17 protein-coding genes are annotated in these 21,097 nt (G+C 76.1%); 12 read left to right on the plus strand and 5 right to left on the minus strand.

Translation table 11 applies throughout. The annotated features are described in order from the left end of the window. Positions 1–40 precede the first annotated feature (40 nt). Together ACQPX6_RS13650 and ACQPX6_RS13655 are read left to right on the plus strand one after the other, a co-directional pair. On the plus strand, positions 41–925 hold the full coding sequence (locus ACQPX6_RS13650; protein WP_433788261.1) for an ABC transporter ATP-binding protein: 885 nt from the start codon (positions 41–43) through the stop codon (positions 923–925). Further along, complete coding sequence (locus tag ACQPX6_RS13655) at positions 922–1,641, plus strand: ABC transporter ATP-binding protein (protein WP_433787856.1); 720 nt, start codon at positions 922–924, stop codon at positions 1,639–1,641. The genes ACQPX6_RS13650 and ACQPX6_RS13655 overlap by 4 nt, the downstream gene beginning before the upstream one ends. Here the strand turns inward: ACQPX6_RS13655 and ACQPX6_RS13660 are convergent. The 3 genes from ACQPX6_RS13660 to ACQPX6_RS13670 form a co-directional block, all read right to left on the minus strand. Beyond that, the gene (locus ACQPX6_RS13660) at positions 1,638–3,209 is read right to left on the minus strand and encodes an FAD-dependent monooxygenase (RefSeq protein ID WP_433787857.1); all 1,572 of its coding nucleotides are present in this window, start codon (positions 3,207–3,209) and stop codon (positions 1,638–1,640) included. The two genes, ACQPX6_RS13655 and ACQPX6_RS13660, sit on opposite strands and share 4 nt — an antisense overlap. A gap of 53 nt (positions 3,210–3,262) precedes the next feature. Continuing rightward, the gene (locus ACQPX6_RS13665; protein WP_433787858.1) at positions 3,263–6,028 is read right to left on the minus strand and encodes a helix-turn-helix transcriptional regulator; all 2,766 of its coding nucleotides are present in this window, start codon (positions 6,026–6,028) and stop codon (positions 3,263–3,265) included. Between the two features lie 87 nt (positions 6,029–6,115). After that, on the minus strand, positions 6,116–6,580 hold the full coding sequence (locus ACQPX6_RS13670; RefSeq protein ID WP_433787859.1) for a PaaI family thioesterase: 465 nt from the start codon (positions 6,578–6,580) through the stop codon (positions 6,116–6,118). A gap of 80 nt (positions 6,581–6,660) precedes the next feature. Here ACQPX6_RS13670 and polA point away from each other — a divergent pair, with 80 nt between their 5' ends. Continuing rightward, a complete protein-coding gene (gene polA / locus ACQPX6_RS13675; RefSeq protein WP_433787860.1) occupies positions 6,661–9,450 on the plus strand; it encodes a DNA polymerase I in 2,790 nt (929 codons plus the stop codon). 3 nt (positions 9,451–9,453) lie between these two features. On the opposite strand, the gene ACQPX6_RS13680 is transcribed toward polA, so the two are convergent. Continuing rightward, the gene (locus tag ACQPX6_RS13680; protein ID WP_433787861.1) at positions 9,454–9,771 is read right to left on the minus strand and encodes a hypothetical protein; all 318 of its coding nucleotides are present in this window, start codon (positions 9,769–9,771) and stop codon (positions 9,454–9,456) included. Between the two features lie 128 nt (positions 9,772–9,899). On the opposite strand from ACQPX6_RS13680, the gene ACQPX6_RS13685 reads away from it, so the two are divergent. Together ACQPX6_RS13685 and ACQPX6_RS13690 are read left to right on the plus strand one after the other, a co-directional pair. After that, a complete protein-coding gene (locus ACQPX6_RS13685; protein ID WP_433787862.1) occupies positions 9,900–10,454 on the plus strand; it encodes a TetR/AcrR family transcriptional regulator in 555 nt (184 codons plus the stop codon). After that, positions 10,451–11,212 (plus strand): maleylpyruvate isomerase family mycothiol-dependent enzyme, encoded by a 762-nt coding sequence (locus ACQPX6_RS13690; protein WP_433787863.1) that lies wholly within the window; start codon positions 10,451–10,453, stop codon positions 11,210–11,212. The genes ACQPX6_RS13685 and ACQPX6_RS13690 overlap by 4 nt, the downstream gene beginning before the upstream one ends. A 3-nt stretch (positions 11,213–11,215) precedes the next feature. Here ACQPX6_RS13690 and ACQPX6_RS13695 read toward each other — a convergent pair whose 3' ends face one another. Continuing rightward, positions 11,216–11,890 carry a hypothetical protein gene (locus ACQPX6_RS13695; protein ID WP_433787864.1) on the minus strand — a complete coding sequence of 225 codons (675 nt, stop codon included), beginning with the start codon at positions 11,888–11,890 and terminating at the stop codon, positions 11,216–11,218. 175 nt (positions 11,891–12,065) lie between these two features. On the opposite strand from ACQPX6_RS13695, the gene ACQPX6_RS13700 reads away from it, so the two are divergent. From ACQPX6_RS13700 to ACQPX6_RS13730, 7 genes are all read left to right on the plus strand, one after another. Continuing rightward, positions 12,066–14,741 (plus strand): helix-turn-helix transcriptional regulator, encoded by a 2,676-nt coding sequence (locus ACQPX6_RS13700; protein WP_433787865.1) that lies wholly within the window; start codon positions 12,066–12,068, stop codon positions 14,739–14,741. Positions 14,742–14,789: 48 nt separating this feature from the next. Continuing rightward, entirely contained in the window at positions 14,790–16,283 is a 1,494-nt protein-coding gene (locus tag ACQPX6_RS13705) for a flavin-containing monooxygenase (protein WP_433787866.1), read from the plus strand. A gap of 7 nt (positions 16,284–16,290) precedes the next feature. After that, on the plus strand, positions 16,291–17,142 hold the full coding sequence (locus tag ACQPX6_RS13710; protein WP_433787867.1) for a DUF1932 domain-containing protein: 852 nt from the start codon (positions 16,291–16,293) through the stop codon (positions 17,140–17,142). Between the two features lie 439 nt (positions 17,143–17,581). After that, positions 17,582–19,705 carry an ATP-binding protein gene (locus tag ACQPX6_RS13715; RefSeq protein WP_433787868.1) on the plus strand — a complete coding sequence of 708 codons (2,124 nt, stop codon included), beginning with the start codon at positions 17,582–17,584 and terminating at the stop codon, positions 19,703–19,705. Further along, positions 19,702–20,124 (plus strand): roadblock/LC7 domain-containing protein, encoded by a 423-nt coding sequence (locus ACQPX6_RS13720; RefSeq protein ID WP_433787869.1) that lies wholly within the window; start codon positions 19,702–19,704, stop codon positions 20,122–20,124. The genes ACQPX6_RS13715 and ACQPX6_RS13720 overlap by 4 nt, the downstream gene beginning before the upstream one ends. Further along, positions 20,121–20,501, plus strand: coding sequence for a DUF742 domain-containing protein (locus ACQPX6_RS13725; protein ID WP_433787870.1), 381 nt, complete (start codon positions 20,121–20,123; stop codon positions 20,499–20,501). The genes ACQPX6_RS13720 and ACQPX6_RS13725 overlap by 4 nt, the downstream gene beginning before the upstream one ends. Continuing rightward, positions 20,482–21,096 carry a GTP-binding protein gene (locus ACQPX6_RS13730; protein WP_433787871.1) on the plus strand — a complete coding sequence of 205 codons (615 nt, stop codon included), beginning with the start codon at positions 20,482–20,484 and terminating at the stop codon, positions 21,094–21,096. The genes ACQPX6_RS13725 and ACQPX6_RS13730 overlap by 20 nt, the downstream gene beginning before the upstream one ends. Position 21,097: the final 1 nt, after the last annotated feature.

Here is a 21,097-nt window from a genome sequence, read left to right on the forward strand (position 1 = left end):
GCCGCCCACGGAGGAGGGTCTGCTCCAGGCCGTCGAGAACATGGACGCCACCGAGCGCGCCGCGCACGACGCGGCGGTCTCGGCGACGGTCGCGCCCGAGCGCGAGATCGGCGTCGCCCGCGGCGAGACCCTGCTCGCCGTCGACGGGCTGACGGTCCGCTTCGGCGGGCTGACCGCGCTCGACGACGTCACCTTCGACGTCCGGCGCGGCGAGATCCTCGGCCTGATCGGCCCCAACGGCGCCGGCAAGACGACGTGCTTCAACATCATGACCGGCGTCTACCGGCCGACCTCGGGCGACATCCGCCTGGAGGGGGCGTCGCTGGCGCGGATGAAGCGGTACAAGATCATCCAGGCCGGCGTGGCGCGGACGTTCCAGAACATCCGGCTCTTCGGCGCGATGACGGCGCTGGAGAACGTGGTCGTCGGCACCGACGCGCGGCACCGCACCTCGGTGCCGGGGGCGCTGCTGCGGCTGCCGCGGCACCGCCGCGAGGAGCGCGAGGCCGTCGACCGGGCGATGGCGCTGCTCGAGTTCGTCGGGATCGCCGACCGCGCCGCCGACAAGGCCACCGCCCTGCCCTACGGCTACCAGCGCCGGCTGGAGATCGCCCGCGCACTCGCGACCGAGCCGAAGCTGCTCTGCCTCGACGAGCCCGCCGCCGGGTTCTCGGCCACCGAGAAGGACGCGCTCTCCGAGCTCATCCTCAAGATCCGCGACGACGGGTACACCGTGGTGATCGTCGAGCACGACATGCGGGTCGTCCTCGGCGTGACCGACCGCCTCGTCGTGCTCGACTTCGGGCGCAAGATCGCCGACGGCGTGCCCGACGAGGTCCGGCGCGACCCGGCGGTGGTCGCGGCCTACCTGGGCGGGACCGTCGACGCCGCGCCCGCCGCCGACGAGGGGGAGCGGGACGCATGAGCATGCTCGAGCTCGACGACGTCCACGTCGCCTACGGGCGCATCCAGGCACTGCGCGGGGTCACGCTGCGCGTCGAGGAGGGCCAGATCGTCGCCCTCATCGGGGCCAACGGCGCGGGCAAGACCACGACGATGCGCGCGATCTCGGGAATCCTCGGGCTGCAGTCGGGGTCCATGCGCTTCGACGGTGACGACCTCACCGCCGTGCGCGCCGACCTGCGCGTGGTCCGGGGCATCAGCCAGGTGCCCGAGGGTCGCGGCATCTTCCCGGGCATGACGGTGGCCGAGAACATCGACATGGGCGCCTACGTCCGCAAGGACCGGCGCAGCCCGGAGTTCGCGGCCGAGCTCGAGCGGGTCTACGAGCTCTTCCCGCGCCTGGCCGAGCGCCGCAGCCAGGTCGGCGGCACCCTGTCGGGCGGCGAGCAGCAGATGCTCGCGATCGGCCGCGCGCTGATGGCCAAGCCGCGCCTCCTGCTGCTCGACGAGCCCTCCATGGGGCTGGCGCCGCAGTTCATCGCGCAGATCTTCCGGGTCATCCGGGACATCAACGCGCAGGGCACCACCGTGCTGCTCGTCGAGCAGAACGCGACCCAGGCCCTGGGGCTGGCGCACGAGGCCTACGTCCTCGAGACCGGCGAGGTCACCCGCTCCGGCACCGGCGCTGAGCTGCTCGCCGACCCGACCGTCCAGGACGCCTACCTCGGGGTCAGCTAGACACCGGACGCAGCGAACGGGCTGTTCGCTGCTTCTGTGCGCACGAACTCCCCGTTCGCGTCGGCGTCGGCCAGCCCGAGGGCCCCGTCGACGACGGCGCCCAGCACCCGCACCGGGTCACCGACGGCGACGTCGCACCGCCAGGCCACGATGCCGTCGGGGCGCACGAGCACCGCCCCGCCGGCGTCCAGCCGGTAGGCGCGCGCCAGGCGACCCGCGGGGTCGGCGATCTCCGGCGCCGCGACGCCCACCCCCGCGGCGGCGTGCCGCCAGGAGTCCGCGGTGGTGACGAGGGTCAGGCGCCCGTCCCACAGGTCGAGCGTCGAGCACCGGCGGCCGTCGACGGCGACCCACACGTGCGGGGCGCGCTCGCCGGGTGCGGCGGCCAGCTCGTGCGGCGCGACGAGCTCGGCGACCCCGCCCGCGATCGTCGGCGAGGTGTAGCGCGTGCCGAGGTCGCCGATCACGCCGTCGGCGGGGTGGGGCACGCCGGGCGCGACGGAGCGGCGGGCGTTGCGCTCCCCGACGGGCCCGCGCTCGACGGCGTAGCTCGCGAGCAGCGCCTCCCCGGCGCGGCCCTGCGCGGCCCACGCCAGCTTCCAGCCCAGCTCGTGCCCGTCCTGCACCGCGGTGTTGAGGCCGACGGCGCCGACCGGCGTCATCCGGTGCGCCGCGTCGCCCACCAGGAACGCCGCGCCCGCCCGGGAGGCGCTCGCGAGCTCGGCGGAGAGGTCGAAGACGGCGGTCCCGAGGAGCTCGGGCGCCAGGTCCGGCACGCCAGTGGCCGAGCGCAGGAGGGCGGTCCACGTCGCGTCGTCGGCGGGGATGTCGGCGTCGGTGGGGCACGGACGGGCGAAGCCCCAGCGGTTCCGCCCGAACGCGATGATCAGCCCGCCGGCCTCCGGGTGCGACAGCGCGTAGAGCCCGTGGGCGACGTCGCCGATCACGGCTGCCAGGTCGGCCCGGAACAGCATCTGGACGTGGCGGCCGATGCCGCCGAGGTGCTCGGTGGTGATGCCCACCGCCGAGCGCACCCGGCTGCGCGGGCCGTCGGCGCCGACGACGAACCGGCTCCGCACCGTCGTGGCGCGGCCGGTGTCCCGGTCGGTCAGGCGCGCCCAGGCGCCGTCGTCCTCGACGACCAGGTCGGTGAGCTCGGTGGCGAACCGGACGTCGACCCCGGCCCGGCGCACCGCGTCGAGCAGGATCGGCTCGAGGTGGTCCTGCGGGCAGCAGGCCGGGAAGGCCGGGCTGACGGCGAGCGCCTCGCGGGGCAGCGGGAGGCCGAGCGAGCTCTCGGCGAGCTCGGGGTCGGTGAGGGTGACGCCGTGCGCCGCCCGGGCGATGACCTTCGAGCTCGCCGCCCGGACGGCGTCGATGACGCCCCAGGCCCGGAAGACCTCCATGGTGCGGGTGCTCAGCCCCGAGGCCCGCGGATGGATCGAGGTGGTGCGGTGCCGTTCGACGACGAGCACCCGTGCGCCGTGGTGCGCGGCGGACAGGGCGGTGGCGAGGCCCGCGGGGCCGGCGCCGACGACGAGGATCTGCGGTGCGGTGTGGTTGCTCATGGCGTCGAGCGTCGCGGCGCGCGGCTCGGCACGGATCCGTGCCGACCACGGATTCAGGGTGGGGACGCCCAGCTCCGTAGTCCCGCGCGGTCGGTGGTCCCGGTCTTCGCGAGCAGGTTCGCGACGTGGGACTCGACGGTGCGGGGGGAGAGGTGCAGGCGCGCGGCGATGTCGGCGTTGGGGAGGTGCTCGACGACCAGGGCCAGCACCTCCGCCTCGCGGGCGGTCACCCCGACGCGGCGCAGGTCCGGCGGCACCGGGTCGGCGGTCCGCGACGTGCGGGTGGGCGCGCCAGCGGCGCGCAGCAGGTCGCGGCAGGTGCGGGCCAGGGCGCGGGCGCCGGCGTCGTCGCCCCGGGCGTGGACGGCGAGGTCGGCGCGCAGCGCGGGCACCGGGTCGCCCCAGCCGTCGCGCACGGCGGCGTGCAGGACGAGCGTGCGCACGAGGCGGTGCCACCACGGCTCGCCGTCGAGGAGCGCGGCGGCCGCGGCGGCGAGCGCGGTCGCCTCGGCGGCGCGGCCCTCCCGGCCGGCGGCGACCGCGTCGGCGTAGGTCAGGGACGCCGTGTTGTTGACGGCCACGAGGACGTGGTGGCCGCGCAGGAGGTCGCGCGCCTCGACGTCGCGGTCGCCGACCACGGTGCGCAGCAGCGGCCACAGCCCGTAGAACGCGATGGGCGCCGCACTGCGGTGGGCGAGGGCGGCGGGCACGGCCTCGTCGAGGAGCGCGGCGGCGCGGGGCAGGTCGTGGGCGAGCAGGGCGGCCAGCGCGGGCACGATCGGGCCGAGCACGGCGACCTCGGTGGGGACGTCGGCGCGGCTCGCGGCGGCGGTCCGGAGCGCCGCGGCCGCGTCGCGGTCGCCGGCGAGGGCGCTCGACGCCGCCGCGAACAGCTCGGCCATGCCCTGCAGCCCGGTCAGGCGGAGCCGTCCGAGCTGCGCGCAGGCGGGGAGCAGGATCGCCAGCGACGCCCGGGGACCGTCGAGGTGCAGCGCCGCGTCGGCGCGCAGGAGGTCGGCCTGGGCGGCCCGGCCGAGCATCCCGTGGCGTTCGGCGAGGTCGCGGGCGCGGGCGAGGTCGGTCGCGCGGGCGTCGCCGCCCGACAGCTGGGCCGCGCCCAGGGCGAACAGGGCCTCCACCCGCCACGGGGTCAGGCCGTGCTCGGCGGCGACCCGCGCGGCGCGCTGTCCGAGGGCGGCACCGTCGAGCTCGTCGTCGACCATGGCGCAGCGGCCCAGGACGAGCAGCGCCTCGCACAGGGTCGCGGCCGTCCCGGGGGTCGGAGCGGCGGCGAGGGCGTCGTCCGCGGCGCGCACGGCCGCCCGGGCGCGGGCCGAGGCCGTGGCCGTCTCGCCGGCACCGAAGGCGGCGTCGGCGGCGATGACGAGCGAGCGGGGGTCGCCGGGACGCCCGGCCCGCGTGACCCGGTCCTCGGCGTCGGCGAAGCGCCCGCCGAGCACCGCGGCCCGGGCGAGGCGCAGGCAGAGCTCCGCGTGCTCGTCGCCGGTGACCGTGCCGGACTCCAGCGCCGCGTCGCCCACCGCGAGGGCCTCGGCGGCCCGGCCGCGCAACGCGAGCATGCGGACCCGTTCGGCGGCCACCCGGCCGGGTGCGGCCCCCAGCGCCGTGGCCCGCGCCAGCAGCTCCTCGGCGTGGCCCAGCGCGCCGCGGTCGGCGTCGCGGCCGGCGAGGTCGAGCAGGAGCGCGGTGGCGCGGTCGTGGTCCCCGGCCTCGGCGTGGCGGGCCGCGGCGCGCTCCCGGTCGCCGGGGGCGTCGCGGGCCTCGAGGGCCACCGCGAGCCGGCCGGCCACGGCGGCCCGGTCGGGCGGGAGGAGCGCGGCGAGCACGGCGTCGCGGGTCAGGGCGTGCCGCCAGGTCAGGCGCCCGTCGGCCGCGGTCAGCAGGCCCGCGGGGACGGCCGCGCGCAGGCCGGCGAGCACAGTCGCCTCGTCGAGACCCGTGCCCGTGGCGAGCAGCCGGTGGTCGGGGTCGCCGGGGGCGACGGCCGCCGCGTCGAGCACCGTCCGCGCGTCGCCGGGCAGGGCGGCGAGGCGCCGGGCGACGAGGTTCGCCCAGCTCGGGGGCACGGTGTCGGGGCCGGCGCCGAGCAGCTCCTCGACGAGGAACGGCAGGCCCTCGGACCGCCGGACCAGCTCGTCCAGCGACCCGGAGTACGCCTCGCCGCGCGCCGCCGCCAGGCGCGCCACGCCGTCGGCGCCGAGCCGGTCGAGGGCCAGCACGCTGACGTCCGGGTGGGCGGCGAGCGCGACGACGTCCGCGCCGCCGACCTCGTCGTCGCGGGCCGAGAGCGCCAGCAGCAGCGGGGCCCCGGCGACGGTGCCGGCGAGGTAGCCCAGCAGGTCGACGGTGTCGGCGTCGGCCCAGTGCAGGTCGTCGAGCACGAGCACGACGCCGCGGTCCGGGTACAGCTCGGCGAGCAGCGCGAGCAGTCCCTCGCCGAGCACGACGGCGGGGTCCGCGACGGGGCCGGCCGGGGGGACGCCGCCGTGGTCCCCCGTCGCGCCGGGGACGAGGCTCGCGAGCGCGGCGCGGAAGGGGCGCAGGCGCGCGGTCGTGGGCACGCCGCCCGCGCGCAGGGGCGGGGCGAGGGCCTCGGCGAGGGGGCGGTACGCGCCGCCGCCGGGAACCGCGCGGCCGGTGAGCACCGGGAGACCGTCGGCCGCGTCGACCACCTCGCGCAGCAGGCGGGTCTTCCCGACGCCCGCCTCGCCGGTGACCAGCAGCGTCGCGCCGGTCCCCTCACGCAGCGCGTCGACGCAGCGACGTACGGCCGCGCGCTCGGCGTCGCGACCGACCACCGGTCGCGGCGCAGCACGGGACGAGGGGACCACGGGCCCATCCCATCGCGGCCCCGGGGCCCTGACCAGGGGCGACGGCCGCCCGGTTCAGCTCCCCGAGCCCGGCGGGCGGGAGCGGTAGACGCAGGTGAGCTTCGCCGTGCACACGCGGCGGCCGGCGTCGTCGGTGATGACGATCTCGAACGTCCCGATCGTGCGGCCCACCGACAGCGGGGTGCAGACGCCGGTGACGACGCCGTCGAGCGCCGACCGGTGGTGGGTGCACGAGAGCTCGAGGCCGACCGGCAGGCGCTCGGGCCAGCCGTGCAGGGCCGCGGCGGTGGAGCCGAGGGTCTCGGCGAGGACGCCGTTGGCGCCGCCGTGCAGCAGCCCGAACGGCTGGCGGTTGCCCGTCACCGGCATGGTGCCGACGACGCGGTCCGCCTCCCACGACGTGATCTCGATGCCCATGCGGGCCGCGAGCTGCTCGTCGGGGTACTGCACGTCGATGTCGGGCACCGCGGCGGACTCGGGGGCGGACTCACGGGCGGGGCGCGCCTCGGAGCTGGTCATGCCCGCAGGGTAGGGCGGGCGTCGGGCCCCGGCTCCCCGGGCGCCCCGGGTGTGTCGGGGGTCGCCCCTAGACTCGCGGCGTGGCTCCGACCGGCACGGCGACCCCTTCCGAGACGACCCCTCCCGAGACGACCGAGCCCGAGGCCGTCCCGGACGCCCCGGCGGGCGGGCGGGGCCGGTTGCTGCTGCTCGACGGGCACTCGCTGGCCTACCGGGCGTTCTTCGCGCTGCCGACGGAGAACTTCAACACCACCACGGGGCAGACCACCAACGCGGTCTACGGCTTCACCTCGATGCTCATCAACCTGCTGCGCGACGAGGAGCCGACGCACGTGGCGGTGGCGTTCGACGTCTCGCGGCAGACGTTCCGCGCCGAGACGTTCGCGGCCTACAAGGCCAACCGCAGCTCCACGCCCGACGAGTTCCGCGGCCAGATCGACCTCATCAAGGACATCCTCGCCGCGCTGGCCATCCCGGTGCTCGCCGTCGAGGGCTACGAGGCCGACGACCTCATCGCCACGCTCACCACGCAGGCCGTGGCCGAGGGCATGACGGTGTCGATCTGTACGGGCGACCGCGACGCGTTCCAGCTGGTCAGCCCGGACGTCACCGTGCTCTACCCGCGCAAGGGCGTGTCCGACCTCGTGCGCTACACGCCCGAGCAGGTCATGGAGCGCTACACGCTCACCCCGGAGCAGTACCCGGACTTCGCGGCGCTGCGCGGCGACCCGAGCGACAACCTGCCCAGCGTCCCCGGGGTGGGGGAGAAGACGGCGCAGAAGTGGATCCGCGAGTACGGGTCGCTCGACGCGCTGGTCGACCGCGTCGACGAGGTGCGGGGCAAGGCCGGTGACGCCCTGCGCGAGCACCTGTCGTCGGTGGTGCTCAACCGCCAGCTCACCGAGCTCGTCCGCGACGTCGACGGCATCGGCGCCGGCCCGCACGACCTCGTGGTCCGCCAGTGGGACCGCGACGCGGTGCACCAGCTGTTCGACCAGCTCGAGTTCCGCGTGCTGCGCGAGCGGCTGTTCTCCACGCTCACCGCGGCCGAGCCCGAGGCCGAGGAGGGCTTCGAGGTCCGGGGCGCCGCGCTGGAGCCCGGGGCGGTGGGCGACTGGCTCACCGACCACGCCCGCGACGGCCGCCGCGTCGGCCTCGCGTTCCGGGGGCAGTGGGCGCACGGCACGGGCGACCTCGAGGGCGTGGCGCTCGCCGCCGCCGACGGCGAGGGCGCCTACGTCGACGTCCGTGCGCTGGACGAGAACGACGAGGCGGCGCTGTCCGCGTGGCTCGCCGACCCCGCGGTGCCCAAGGCGGGGCACGAGATCAAGGGCCCGAGCCACGCCGTGCGCGCGCGGGGCTGGCGGCTCGAGGGCGTCACCAGCGACACCGCGCTCGCGGCCTACCTCGCCCGCCCGGGCGAGCGCAGCTTCGACCTGGCCGACCTCGCGCTGCGCTACCTGCGCCGCGAGCTGCGCGTGGAGGAGACCGGAGACGCCGGCGACCAGCTCACCCTCGACGGCGGCGAGGAGGAGGCCGACGCGGCGCTCGCGCAGGCCGAGATGCTGCGGGCCCGCGCGGTGTTCGACCTGGCCGACAAGCTCGACACCGACCTGGCCGAGCTGGGCGGCACGGCGCTGCTCACCGAGCTCGAGCTGCCGCTGCTCGCGGTGCTCGCCGACCTGGAGGCCGCGGGCATCGCGGTGGACGTCAGCGCGCTGCACGACCTCGAGTCGCAGTTCGGGGCGCGGGTGCAGGCCGCGGCGCAGTCCGCGTACGACGTCATCGGTAAGGAGATCAACCTCGGGTCGCCGAAGCAGCTGCAGGTCGTGCTGTTCGACGAGCTGGAGATGCCGAAGACCAAGCGCACCAAGACCGGCTACACCACCGACGCCGACTCCCTGCAGACGCTGAACGAGTCCAACCCCCACCCGTTCCTCGAGCACCTGCTCGAGCACCGCGACGCCACGCGGCTGCGGGTGACGGTGAAGGGCCTGCTCGAGTCGTGCAGCGACGACGGCCGCATCCACACCACGTTCAACCAGACCATCGCGCGCACCGGCCGGCTCTCGTCCACCGAGCCCAACCTGCAGAACATCCCGGTGCGCACCGCCGAGGGCCGCCGCATCCGCGACACGTTCGTCGTCGGGTCCGACTCCGCCGACGGCGCGTTCGGCGAGCTGATGACCGTCGACTACTCCCAGATCGAGATGCGCATCATGGCGCACCTCTCGCGCGACGAGGCGCTCATCGAGGCGTTCCAGTCGGGCTACGACTTCCACTCCGCCACCGCCGCGCGGGTGTTCGGCGTGGCCGAGGACGAGGTCTCGCCGGCGCAGCGCGCCAAGATCAAGGCGATGAACTACGGCCTGGCCTACGGGCTGTCGGCCTACGGGCTCTCCGCCCAGCTCCGGATCTCCACCGACGAGGCCAAGGAGCTGATGGAGGAGTACTTCACGCGCTTCGGCGGCGTGCGCGACTACCTCCAGCAGGTCGTGGGCCAGGCCCGCAAGGACGGCTACACCAGCTCGATCCTGGGCCGCCGCCGCTACCTCGCCGACCTCACCAGCGACAACCGCCAGCGCCGCGAGATGGCCGAGCGGATGGCGCTCAACGCCCCGATCCAGGGCAGCGCCGCCGACATCATCAAGGTCGCGATGCTGGGGGTGCACCAGGCGCTGCGCGACGAGGGCCTGCGCTCGCGGATGCTGCTGCAGGTCCACGACGAGCTCGTGCTCGAGGTGGCGACGGAGGAGAAGGAGACGGTCACGGAGCTCGTGCGCCGCGAGATGGGCGCGGCGTTCGAGCTCGACGTCCCGCTCGAGGTGTCGGTCGGCTTCGGCCGGTCGTGGGACCAGGCGGCCCACTAGCGGTCAGCCCTCGCCCGGCGCGGTCTCCTCCTCGGCGTCCCCGCGCACCAGCAGCGACCCGTCGCCGTGCCGGTACTGCTCGGCGTCGAACAGCAGCTGGTGCCCGCACAGCGAGCAGCGCACCGCCACCAGGTACTCGATCGTCTCGTCCGCGTCGGGGGGCTGCAGCCAGCCCCGGGCGCCGCGGCCCCCGACGAGCAGCAGCCGCGGGCGCGCGAGCACCTGCAGCTCGCTGCCCCCGCACACCGGGCAGGAGGACAGCCCGAGACGTCCGAGCCCGTCCGTCACCTCGCGCAGGAAGTCGCGTCGCCAGCGGGCCATCGCGGGATCGTGCCACCCGTCCGGCCGCTGGACGCGATGCCTAACGACGTTCGACACTGCTAATCGTGTTGGACAAACCGAGACGCGATCGCCGTGCCGAACGCCGTGAGGCAACGCGGGCGGAGATCGTGGAGGCCGCCTGGGAGGTGGCGCGGGAGCGGGGGTTCGCCGCGTTGACCCTCAAGGAGGTCGCGGAGCGGATCGGGATGCGCGCGCCCTCGCTGTACGGGCACTACGCGTCCAAGACCGCGATCATCGACGCGATGTTCGGGCAGGCCTGGGAGCAGTACCGGGCCGCCGCCGACGCCGCCCAGGCCGCCCTGCCCGAGGCGCCGCGCGAGGTCCTGCTCCTCGTGGCCCGCACCTACTTCGCGTTCGCCGTCGACGACCCGGTCCGCCACCAGCTCATGGACACCGCCGTCGTACCCGGGTTCCGGCCCTCGCCGGCGGCGTACGCCCCGTCGCTCGCCGTCATGGAGCAGCTCGTCGCGCTGCTGCACCGCCTCGGCCTCGACGACCCGGACGACCGGGACATCTTCACCGCCCTGGTCGGGGCCATGGTCGAGCAGCAGCTCGCCAACGACCCCGGCGGCGACCGGTGGCAGCGCCTGCTGCCCCGCGCCATCGACATGTACGCCGACCACACGGGTCTGCCCGGCCCGAAGCTCCAGGGGAAACCATGACCGCCACCGCCACGACCACCGCGAAGCCGCCGCCACGCACCTCGACGCTCGACCGGACCACCGCCGACCGCCTCGCCGCCACGGAGTACCAGCGGTTCGCCGACCTGCTCGCCGGCCTCGGCGCCGACCAGTGGCGCGCGCCCACGGTCTGCCCCGGTTGGGACGTCCGCGCGGTCGCGGCCCACTGCCTCGGCATGGCGGAGATGATCGCGACGACGCCCGAGATGGTGCGCCAGAACCTCAGAGCGACGATCCGCAGCAAGCGGCGCGGCAGCGCGTTCATCGACGAGCTGACGGCCCTGCAGGTCGAGGAGCACGCGGACCTGGACGGTGCCGCGATCGCCGCGGCCTACGCCGCGGTCGGGCCGAGGGCGGCCCGCAGCCGGGCGCGCGCGACGTCGCTCACGCGGCGCATGACCATGGTCAACGAGCCCGGCGACGTGTGGACCATGGGCTACCTCTGGGAGACGATCCTGACCCGCGACCCGTGGCTGCACCGCGTCGACATCACCGACGCGTGCGGGGCGACGATGGTCCTCACCCCCGAGCACGACGGCGTCCTCGTCGACGACGTCGTCGGGGAGTGGGCGGCCCGCCACGGCCGGCCCTTCCACCTGGAGCTCACCGGCGCGGCCGGCGGGCGGTGGAGCCGAGGCGCCGGCGGCCCGGAGCTGTGCTTCGACGCCCTCGACTTCTGCCGCCGCCTCTCCGGGCGCGCGCCGGCCGAGGGCCTGCTGGAGACCCAGGTCCCGTTCTGACCCTCACCGGAGGGCGGCCGGCTCCTCCGCCCGCGGCGGAGCCGGAGCTCCACGCCGGGCGAGCACGATGCCCAGCGCGGTGAACCAGGCGAGCGTGAGCACCGCGCCGAGGAAGAGGTTCATCGGGCCGCCCGGGGCGGTGAAGCCGGTGCGGCCGAACACCGTGAGCGTCTCGACGACCTGCTCGACCAGCGCGACGACGCCCAGGACGCCGAGCCAGCGCGGGAGGTCCAGCGCGCCGCGGGCCGCCGCGACGACCACCGGGGCGAGCATGGTGATCGTCGAGCCGGTGAGCACCGGTCCCCAGAACGCGGCCACGTCCAGCAGGGTCCGGGCGACGGCGGGCACGAGCACCGCCTCGTGGGACGCCAGCGCGCCCCACACCCAGCCCATCACCGCGGTCTCGGCGACGAAGGTGATGCCGCCGACGAGGTAGACGTCGCGGTAGGGCGCCGGCAGCCGGTGCCGGACCAGCGCGACCGACGTGCCCGCCACGGGCGCGAGCAGGGTCAGGCACCAGACGTAGGTGCGCACGCCGGTGCCGTGCGCGGCGAACCAGGCGGCGACCTCGCCGCCGGTCGCGGTGGCGTCGGGCGGTGTGCCCAGGGCGCCCGCGGCGGCGACGTAGAGCACGAGCGAGGCGACGGTCGTGGACAGCAGGACGGTGGACGAGCGCATCGCAGCTCCTCGGGATCGGTCGGGTCCCGCTGACCCGCCCGGGCGCCACCCTCGGGTCGCCGGCCGGCGACAACATCTGCCGGACGGCAGACCCCGGCACCGGTTTCCGGACACCCGGGCGCAGACGGGACGCACCCGCGTGACGGGGTCGGCGACCGCGAGCACACTCCCGGCCATGACCGAGGGGGGGTCACGCGCGGTGCGGGGCGCCGCCGCGACGTCGTTCGTGGGACGCGACCGCGAGATGGCCGCGCTGCACGCCCGGTGCGCGGCCGAGCGCCTCGTGACACTCGTCGGGCCGGGCGGCAGCGGCAAGACACGGCTGGTGCTCGAGACGCTGCCGGGGCTGGCGACCGACGTCGTCGGCGTCGTCGAGCTCGCGGCCTGCGCCCCCAGCGACGATCTCTGGTCGGTCGTGCTCGACGCCTGCGGCATCCGCGACGACCCGGCCCTCACCCCGCCGGCCCGGTTCGCCCACCGTGTCGGCGACCTCGACGCGCTGCTGGTGCTCGACAACTGCGAGCACGTCCGCGACGCCGCCGCCGACGCCGCCGTGGAGCTCCTCGCGGCCTGCCCGCGGCTGCGCGTGCTGACCACGAGCCGGGTCCCGCTCGGCCTGCCGGAGGAGGCGGTCCTGCCGGTGGACGGGCTGGCCGCGGACGTCGCCGCCGCCCTGTTCCTCGACCGGGCGCGCCGCGTGCGGCCGGCGCTGGCCCCGGACGAGGAGGCCGACCGGATCGCGCGGGGCGTCGCCGTCGCGCTCGACGGGCTCCCGCTGGCGGTCGAGCTCGCCGCCGCGCACGCCCGCGGCCTGTCCCTGCGCGCCATCGGGGAGGCGATGACCGACCGCCTCGCCTTCGTCGCCGGCGGGCGCCGCGCGCCACGGCACCGATCGCTGGAGGCGTGCCTCGCGTGGAGCACGGCGCTGCTCGGCGAGCGGGCGCGCACGGCGCTGGCCGCGCTGTCGGTGATCGAGGGACGCTGCTCCCTCGCGGCGGCGGTCGCGGTGGTCGGTCCGCCGCGCACCGCCGGCGAGCCGGGCGCGCTCGCCGTGGTCGAGGAGCTGGTCGACCACTCGCTGGTGCGCCTGCTCCCCGGCGACGAGGGCTACCTCGTGCTCGAGACCGTCCGCGAGCACGCCCGCGGGATCGCCCCGGACGAGGCGCCGCCGGCGCGGGCCCGTCTCGGCGCGTGGGTCCGGGCGCTCGCCGCGGACGCCCGTGCCGCCCTGGAGCGCGGCGACCCGGAGGTGCTGGCCCGCCTCGACGGCGACGCGGCGGCGGTCCGCGCGGTCCTGGGACACGGCGCCGCCGGGGACCTGGCCGGGATCGTCGCCGACCTCGCCTTCTGGTGGTCGCTGCGCGGGCGCTGCCGGGAAGGCCGCACGTGGGCGGCGCGCGTCGCCGCGGCGTCCGGGGAGGCGGGGGAGCGGCCCGGGAGCCGCCTGCGGTGGGCGCACGCCTTCCACGCCGTCTACTCCGGCGACCTGGCCGAGGGCCTCGGGCTGGCCGCGGCCGTCGCCGAGGACCCGGCGGCGGACGAGGAGACCCGGGCGCGCGCGATGATCCTGCTCGGGATGGCGCAGGCCTTCGACGACCCGGGCGGCGCCGACCCCGTGCTCGCGGCGGCGGCCGAGCTGGCCGGGCGCGCCGGCGACCGGTGGGGCCGGGCGGAGGCCCTGCAGTGCCTGGCCTACGCGCACCTGTGGCGGGGTGACCACGGCGCCGGCGTGGCCTGCGCCGACGCCGCGCGGCCCGCGGTCGACGCGCTCGGGCACCCGCAGCTGCGGGCGTGGGACGGCGCGATCCGGGCCGAGGCGGCGGCCCAGCGCGGGGACGTCGCGACCGCTCTGGACCACGGGCGGGACGCGCACGCGCTCGCGGTGGGGATCGGCGAGCCCGTGAGCGCGACCGGCGCGCTGCTGCCCGCGGTCCGGGCGCTGTGCCGCACGGGACGCGCCGCGGAGGCGGGCGCGCTGGTGGAGCGCCACGCCGCCTTCCTCGACGAGCACCCGGGCCTCGGCACCGCAGAGATGGTCGCCCTCGGCGGCGCGGAGGCGGCGTTGTGGGCCGGCGCGCCCGCGGAGGCGGCCGCGCTCGCCGGGCCGCTGCTGGGCTGCGCGGACGAGGGCCTGACGCTGGTGGCGGCCGAGGCCGGCGCGGTGCTCGCCGTCGCCCTGCTCGTCGCCGGCGAGGACGCCCGCGCGGCCGAGGCCGCCGCGCTGGCGGCGGCCCGCGCCGGCGAGCGCGGCGCCCGCGAGTTCGTCGTCCTGGCGGGCCTGGCGCACGCGGCCGCCCGGCGCCGGCAGGGGGACGACGTCACCGCCGACGCGCACGACGCCCTCGCCACCGCCCACGGGGCGGGGCTCGGGCTCCTCGTCCTCGACGCCCTGGAACTCGTGGCCGTCGTGGCCCTCGACGCCGGGCGGGCCGAGACCGCTGTGCGGCTGCACGCCGCCGTCGACGCCGCGCAGCGGGCCCGCGGCCTCCGGCCCTCCCCGCTGGCCGGGACGGTGCTGGCCGGGACGGTGCTGGCCGGGTCGGCGCTCGACGACCCCGCCCACGACGCCGCACGGGCCGACGGCGCAGCGCTCGACGTCGACGCCGCGGTCGCCCTCGCCCGCCGGGCCCGCGGAGCGCGCGGCCGTCCGCGCAGCGGGTGGGGCAGCCTCACGCCGACCGAGCGCGACGTCGTGGCCCTCGCGGCCCGCGGCCTGCGCAACCAGGCCATCGCCGACGAGCTGCTCATGGGCACCGGCACCGTCCGCACCCACCTGCGGCGGATCTTCACCAAGCTCGACCTCACCTCGCGCGCCGAACTGGCCGCCCTGGCCACCCGTCAGGGGATGTGACCCGGCTCCGGGTGGTACGTGCGAGTACCGGCGGATACGGTGGTACGCGTGAGTACCGAACACCTCGACGTGGTCATCGTCGGCGCGGGCCTGTCCGGGATCGGCACCGCCTGTCACCTCGAGCGCGAGCTGCCCGACCACCGCTACGCGGTGCTCGAGGCCCGGGAGGACCTGGGCGGCACCTGGAGCCTGTTCCGGTACCCGGGCATCCGCTCGGACTCCGACATGCACACCCTGGGCTACCGGTTCCGCCCGTGGAGCAGCGCCACCGCGCTGGCCGACGGCTCGTCGATCCTGGAGTACGTGCGCGAGACCGCGCAGGAGTTCGGGGTCGCGGAGAAGATCCGCTACGGCCACCGCGTCACGCGCGCCTCGTGGGACTCCGCGGCCCAGCGCTGGACCCTCGACATCCCCGGCCGGGAGCCGCTGACCTGCTCGTTCCTGCTCATGTGCTCGGGCTACTACCGCTACGACCAGGGCTACACCCCGGACCTGCCCGGCCTCGACCGCTTCGGCGGCACGGTCGTGCACCCGCAGCTCTGGGAACCCGAGCTGGACTACGCCGGCAAGCGCGTCGTGGTGATCGGCAGCGGCGCGACCGCGGTGACGCTCGTGCCCGCCATGCTCGAGGACTCCGACGAGCACGGCGCCGCCGCGCACGTGACCATGCTCCAGCGCTCGCCCAGCTACGTGCTCTCGATCGGGCGGACCGACGTCGTCGCCGAGACGCTCTCGCGGTTCCTCCCGCGTGCCGTCGCCGACCCGCTCACGCGCGCCAAGAACATCGCCCAGATCATCGCGCTCTACCAGATCAGCCAGCGCTTCCCGCGCTTCGTCCGCGGGCTGCTGCGCAAGGCGACGCAGGCGGCCCTCCCCGCGGGCTACGACGTCGACACCCACTTCAACCCGAGCTACGACCCGTGGGACCAGCGGATGTGCATGGTCCCCGACGGCGACCTGTTCCGGTCGATCCGGCACGGCCGCGCGGACATCGTCACCGACCACATCGAGACGTTCACCGAGACGGGCATCCGCCTGCGTTCGGGCCAGGAGCTCGAGGCCGACGTCGTCGTCACCGCGACCGGCCTGAACCTGCAGATGTTCGGCGGTGCGGAGGTGGTCGTCGACGGCGAGCCCGTGCACCTGCCCGACACCATGGCCTACAAGGGCATGATGCTCTCCGGCGTCCCGAACCTCGTGTACATGATCGGCTACACCAACGCCTCGTGGACGCTCAAGGTCGACCTCGTCGCCGAGTACGTCGTGAAGCTGCTGCGGCACCTGCAGCGTGGCGGGTTCGGCATCGCCGTGCCCGAGCGCGACGCGGACGTCGAGGAGGCCCCGTTCCTCGACTTCGGCGCGGGCTACGTCCAGCGCTCGATCGACGAGCTGCCCAAGCAGGGCACCCGGGCGCCGTGGCGGCTGGCGATGAACTACGCGATCGACGCGGTCGCGCTGCGTCGCAGCCGGGTCGACGACGAGGCGATGCGCTTCGAGCCGGCGGTCGTGCACGCCCCCGAGGCCCAGCGCGCCGCGGGCTGATCCGCTCGTGAGCACCGTCGGCGTCGTCGCGCCCGGGGCCATGGGCACCGCCCTCGGCGCCTGCCTCGCCGCGGGCGGGCACCGGGTGCTGACGAGCCTCGCGGGGCGCTCGCCGGCCACCGCCGAGCGTGCGCGAGCGGTGTTCACCGACGCCGGCACGCTCGACGACCTCGTGCGCGCCGTCGACGTGGTGCTGGTCGTCGTCCCGCCCGGCGCCGCCCGGTCCGCGGGCGAGGACCTGGGCGCGGCGTGCGCGCGCACGGGCGCCCGGCCCCTGGTGGTCGAGATGGACGCGGTGGCCCCGGCGACGGTCGAGGCCATCGCCGCGTCGCTGCCCGGCGACCTCGTGGACGGCGCGATCTCCGGCCCGCCGCCGCACCCCGACGCCGAGGTCCCGACCCGCGTGTTCCTCTCCGGCGAGCGGGCCGTCGAGGTGGCGGCCCTCGAGGCGCCCGGGGTGCGGTGGCTCGTGCTCGATGGACCGGTCGGGGCCGCCAGCGCGACGAAGGCGTGCACGGCCTCGGTGCGCAAGGGACACCAGGCGCTGCTCGCGCACGCGCTGGTCACCGCGCAGGCGCACGGCGTGCTCGACACCGTGCTCGCCGACCTGCGCCTCGACTTCCCCGACGCCGGCGTCGCCCCCGCCTCGGCGGCCGCCACGAAGGCGTGGCGGTTCGTCGACGAGATGACCGAGATCGCCGCGACCCAGGCCGACGCCGGCCTGACCCCGGCGCTGTTCGAGGCCCTCGCCGAGGTCTACCGCGCGCTGGCCACGAGCGAGTGGGGCGCGCGACGTCCCGAAGACGTCCCCGGCGACCTCGCGGATCCCGCCGGACTGCGGCCCCGTCCGGAGGGGTAACCCCCGGGAAGCGGGCCGGGGAGTGGTCACGCGCCGTGGTCATCCGTGCCCGGTGCATTCGGGTCGTGTGCAGGCGACCGAGCGGACGAACGATCAGGGCCGGATGCGCATCGGGCCGGCGGTGGCGGGTCCGACGTTCCCCTCGGGCGGCGGATGTCCGTACTCGTTCGGCCGCAATTTCGCGTCGGGGCGCATCCTTCTCCGGTGCGGCCGTTCGGCGGCAACGCCTTCGCCCTTCCGGACGTGACGAGAACCGGCGGACGGCCCCTGCCGGGAGGCGACCATCGACGCCCCGTGAAGTGGTGCACGACCGGTATCCCTGGGAGTGGCACTTCCGCCGTTCTGCCGCCGGAACGGGTCAACAGCGCGTGTACGGTTCCGCGCGTTCGTCCCGGCCCCGACGAACGCGCAGAGCCTCGAAGGACGGTGAGACGCCCGCATGACCCGTGTCCTGGACTACCTGCCCCGCGGGGACATGGTCGACGACGCGGCCTGGCAGCGCCGTCACCGGTTCCTGCTCGTCCTGCTCGTCCTGCAGTCGCCCGCGCTCGCGATCTTCGGGCTCGCGCTGGAGAACCCGGCCTGGCTCATCACCCTCATCGCACTGATCCCGGTGGTCACGGCCGCGGGGGGCTGGTTCAGCCCGGGCCGCCTGAGCGGGTCGTTGTGCGTGACGGCGGGCCTCACCGCCACCTCCGCGGGCCTCGTGGTGCTCTCCGGCGGCTCGATCGAGGCGCACTTCTCGTTCTTCGTGATCATCGGCTTCCTGACGCTGTACCAGCACTGGGTGCCGTTCGTCTTCAACATCGTCTTCACCGTGATCAGCCACGGGCTCGGCTCGGCGCTCGTGCCGACGCTGATGTTCAACCACCACGGGGGGCAGCACAATCCGTGGGGCTGGTCGCTGATCCACGGTGGCGCGGTGCTGCTCGCGTGCCTCGGCGTGGCGATCTTCTGCAAGATCACGGAGGACGAGCAGCGGCGCCGTCAGGAACTGACGAAGGAACTGTCGGACGCCCGCGTGCGGCAGCAGGAGTTCACCTCGGAACTGCTGCTGAACCTCGCGCGCCGCAACCAGAGCATGTTCCACCGCCAGCTCGACATCATCAACGACCTCGAGGAGCGGGAGCGCGACCCCGACGCGCTCGCCGACCTCTTCCGGCTCGACCACCTCGCCACCCGCGTGCGCCGCAACGCCGAGAGCCTGCTGGTCCTCTCGGGTGAGCAGCCGGCGCGGGTCTGGTCGGCGCCCGTCGCGCTGCGCGACGTCGTGCGCGCCGGCGTGGCCGAGACCGAGGACCTCGACCGCGTCACGCTCGCGGTCGACGAGCGCCCGCGGATCGTCGGCAGCTCCGTCGCCGACGTGACCCACATGATCGCCGAGCTGGTCGAGAACGCCGCGCGCTACTCGCCGCCCGCGACCCCCGTGCTCATCCAGAGCCGCGCCTACCACCGCGCGCCGGGCGCCCACATCGTGATCATCGAGGACACCGGCATCGGCATGCCGCCCGCCGAGCTCGCCGCGGCCAACGAGCTGATGGGCAACCCGCAGGAGGTCGACGTGTCCGCGGCGGCCCGCCGCCTGGGCTTCCACGTCGTCTCGCGGCTCGCCGAGCGCCACGGCATCGAGGTCTCGCTGACCCCGACCCCGGGCTCGGGCGTGACGGCGGTGCTCGTCCTGCCCGCCGCCCTGTTCGCCGAGGCCGCGCCCACCGTGCCCACCGTCGGCGACCGGGGCGGCCTGGAGCGCGTGCCGGCCTCCGCGGTGCCCGCGCCCCGGCGCGGCGCCGCGGACGACGACGGGCGCCACGGCTCGCCGTCGAGCAACGGCAGCAACGGCACCAACGGCCACCGGGGCGGGCCGGCGTCCGGGACGAACGGCGCGCCGGCCTCGGGACCGATCGCGGTCGACGGGCGGCACGCCTGGCCGGGCGCCCCCACCGCCGACGAGGTCGCGGAGGCCGGCCCCGGCACCGACGCGGAACAGAGCGCCGGTCGGCGTCGCGCGGCGCACGCCGCCTCCGGCGAGGAAGCCCCGGCGGCCGGCACCACCGAGGCGACGCCGAACGTCACGGAGGTCGCCCCCGACCTGTCCGGCGACGGGCACACGACCATCGAGCACGCGCCGCCCCCGGGTGCCGGGCCGGTGCGGCGGGGTCTCATCCACCCGATCGTCGTGCCGCCGCCCGCCCCGGTCGCGGCCGAGACGCCTACCGACGTGTCGGGCCCGCTGCCGGCGGCCCCCGCCCCGCGGCGCTCGGAGGAGGACGAGCCGGCGGCGGTCGGCCCGAACGGGCTCGTCCTCGCCCGGCGCCGTCCCCAGTCCCACCTCGCGCCGGAGCTGATCCGGCGGGCGCCCACCGCCGCGGCCGCCCCCACCGCCAACGGCGGGTCGCACCGTCGTCCGGGAGCGCCGGGCGCCGACCGCGGCGCGATGGACGCCCTGTCGGCCTACCAGGCCAGCCGGGCCGCGGCCCGGTCGGCGATCGGCGCCGACGGCTCCGATCCGTCGCGCGAGGACCACCACCCGCAGCGCGGGACCACCACCGGGAGCCAGACGTGAGCGCACCGACCGACAGCGGGCTGGACTGGCTGCTCTCCGACTTCGCCTCCGGTACCCCGGGCGTGCGGCACGTCCTCGTCGTCTCCGCCGACGGCCTGCGCCTGGCGGTCAGCGACGGCGTCGAACCGCACCTCGCCGACCAGCTGTGCGCGGCCGTCTCGGGCCTCGTCAGCCTCGCCCGGGGCACCTCGGCGCTGCTCGAGTCCGAGCCGGTCACGCAGACCATCGTCGAGATGGCCGGCGGCTACCTGTTCGCGACGTCGATCAGCCTCGGGTCGACGCTGGCCGTCGTCACCGACCGCACCGCCGACATGGGACTGGTCGGCTACGAGATGACCATGCTGGCGGCACGCGTCGGACACGCCCTCACCCCGGGTGCCGCGCGCAGCGGACGCTCCGGGGACCCGATGGCGCCGTGAGCGTGGACCGTCGCCAGCGCCCGCAGACCGACGGCGGGCGGGTCGTCCCGAACTACGCCTTCACCGCCGGCCGCACCCGGTCGGTGGCGGGCGCCGACATGCCCATCGAGGCCCTGGTGACCGCCACCGAGAAGGGGCTCGCCCGGTCGCCGTCGATGTCGCCCGAGCTGCGGGCCATCGTCGAGGCCAGCACGGCGCCGCAGTCGCTCGCCGAGATCGGTGCGCTGCTGGGCGTCCCGATCGGCGTGGCCCGGGTGCTCGTCAGCGACCTGGCCGCCGAGGACCACCTCGCCGTCCACCTGCCCCTCGTGGGCACCGACGGCCGCCCCCGCCGCGAACTCCTGGAGAGGCTGCTCGATGGACTCCGTGCACGGTGATCGGATCGCGCCCGGCCGGCCGGCGGGCACCGTCCGGACGGCGGAGCGCCGCGAGCTGCTGCCGCTGAAGATCCTGATCGCCGGCGGGTTCGGCGTCGGCAAGACGACGCTGGTCGGGACCCTGTCGGAGGTGCCGCCGCTGTCGACCGAGCAGCAGATGACCAGCCTCTCCGACGGCATCGACGACGCGTCGATCGTGCCGGAGAAGACGACCACCACCGTGGCCATGGACTTCGGCCGTGTGACGGTTGACGACTCGCTGGTGCTCTACCTGTTCGGCACGCCCGGCCAGTCGCGCTTCTGGTTCATGTGGGACGAGCTGGCCAAGGGCGCGGTGGGCGCGGTCGTGCTGGTCGACCTGCGGCGCATCGACGACTGCTTCGCGGCGATCGACTACTTCGAGAACCGCGGCCTGCCCTTCGTCGTGGCCCTCAACGCCTTCCCGGGCACCGAGGGCGTCGACGACGAGGCCGTGCGCGAGGCGCTCGCCGTGCCGGTGGGCTGCCCGCTGGTGCACGTCGACGCCCGCGACGACGCGTCGTGCACGCACGCGCTGATCGCACTGGTGGAGCACGCGCTCGCCCGCAGCGCCTGAG

The sequence above is a fragment of the Actinomycetospora sp. CA-101289 genome (assembly GCF_050955895.1).
In the GTDB taxonomy this organism is placed as follows: domain Bacteria; phylum Actinomycetota; class Actinomycetes; order Mycobacteriales; family Pseudonocardiaceae; genus Actinomycetospora.

Excerpts from the sequence above, each read along its gene's own strand:
- ACQPX6_RS13650 (WP_433788261.1), top strand. The coding sequence starts at position 41 with ATGGACGCCACCGAGCGCGCCGCGCACGACGCGGCGGTCTCGGCGACG.
- ACQPX6_RS13655 (WP_433787856.1), top strand. The coding sequence starts at position 922 with ATGAGCATGCTCGAGCTCGACGACGTCCACGTCGCCTACGGGCGCATC.
- ACQPX6_RS13660 (WP_433787857.1), bottom strand. The coding sequence starts at position 3,209 with ATGAGCAACCACACCGCACCGCAGATCCTCGTCGTCGGCGCCGGCCCC.
- ACQPX6_RS13670 (WP_433787859.1), bottom strand. The coding sequence starts at position 6,580 with ATGACCAGCTCCGAGGCGCGCCCCGCCCGTGAGTCCGCCCCCGAGTCC.
- ACQPX6_RS13680 (WP_433787861.1), bottom strand. The coding sequence starts at position 9,771 with ATGGCCCGCTGGCGACGCGACTTCCTGCGCGAGGTGACGGACGGGCTC.
- ACQPX6_RS13690 (WP_433787863.1), top strand. The coding sequence starts at position 10,451 with ATGACCGCCACCGCCACGACCACCGCGAAGCCGCCGCCACGCACCTCG.
- ACQPX6_RS13695 (WP_433787864.1), bottom strand. The coding sequence starts at position 11,890 with ATGCGCTCGTCCACCGTCCTGCTGTCCACGACCGTCGCCTCGCTCGTG.
- ACQPX6_RS13700 (WP_433787865.1), top strand. The coding sequence starts at position 12,066 with ATGACCGAGGGGGGGTCACGCGCGGTGCGGGGCGCCGCCGCGACGTCG.
- ACQPX6_RS13715 (WP_433787868.1), top strand. The coding sequence starts at position 17,582 with ATGACCCGTGTCCTGGACTACCTGCCCCGCGGGGACATGGTCGACGAC.
- ACQPX6_RS13730 (WP_433787871.1), top strand. The coding sequence starts at position 20,482 with ATGGACTCCGTGCACGGTGATCGGATCGCGCCCGGCCGGCCGGCGGGC.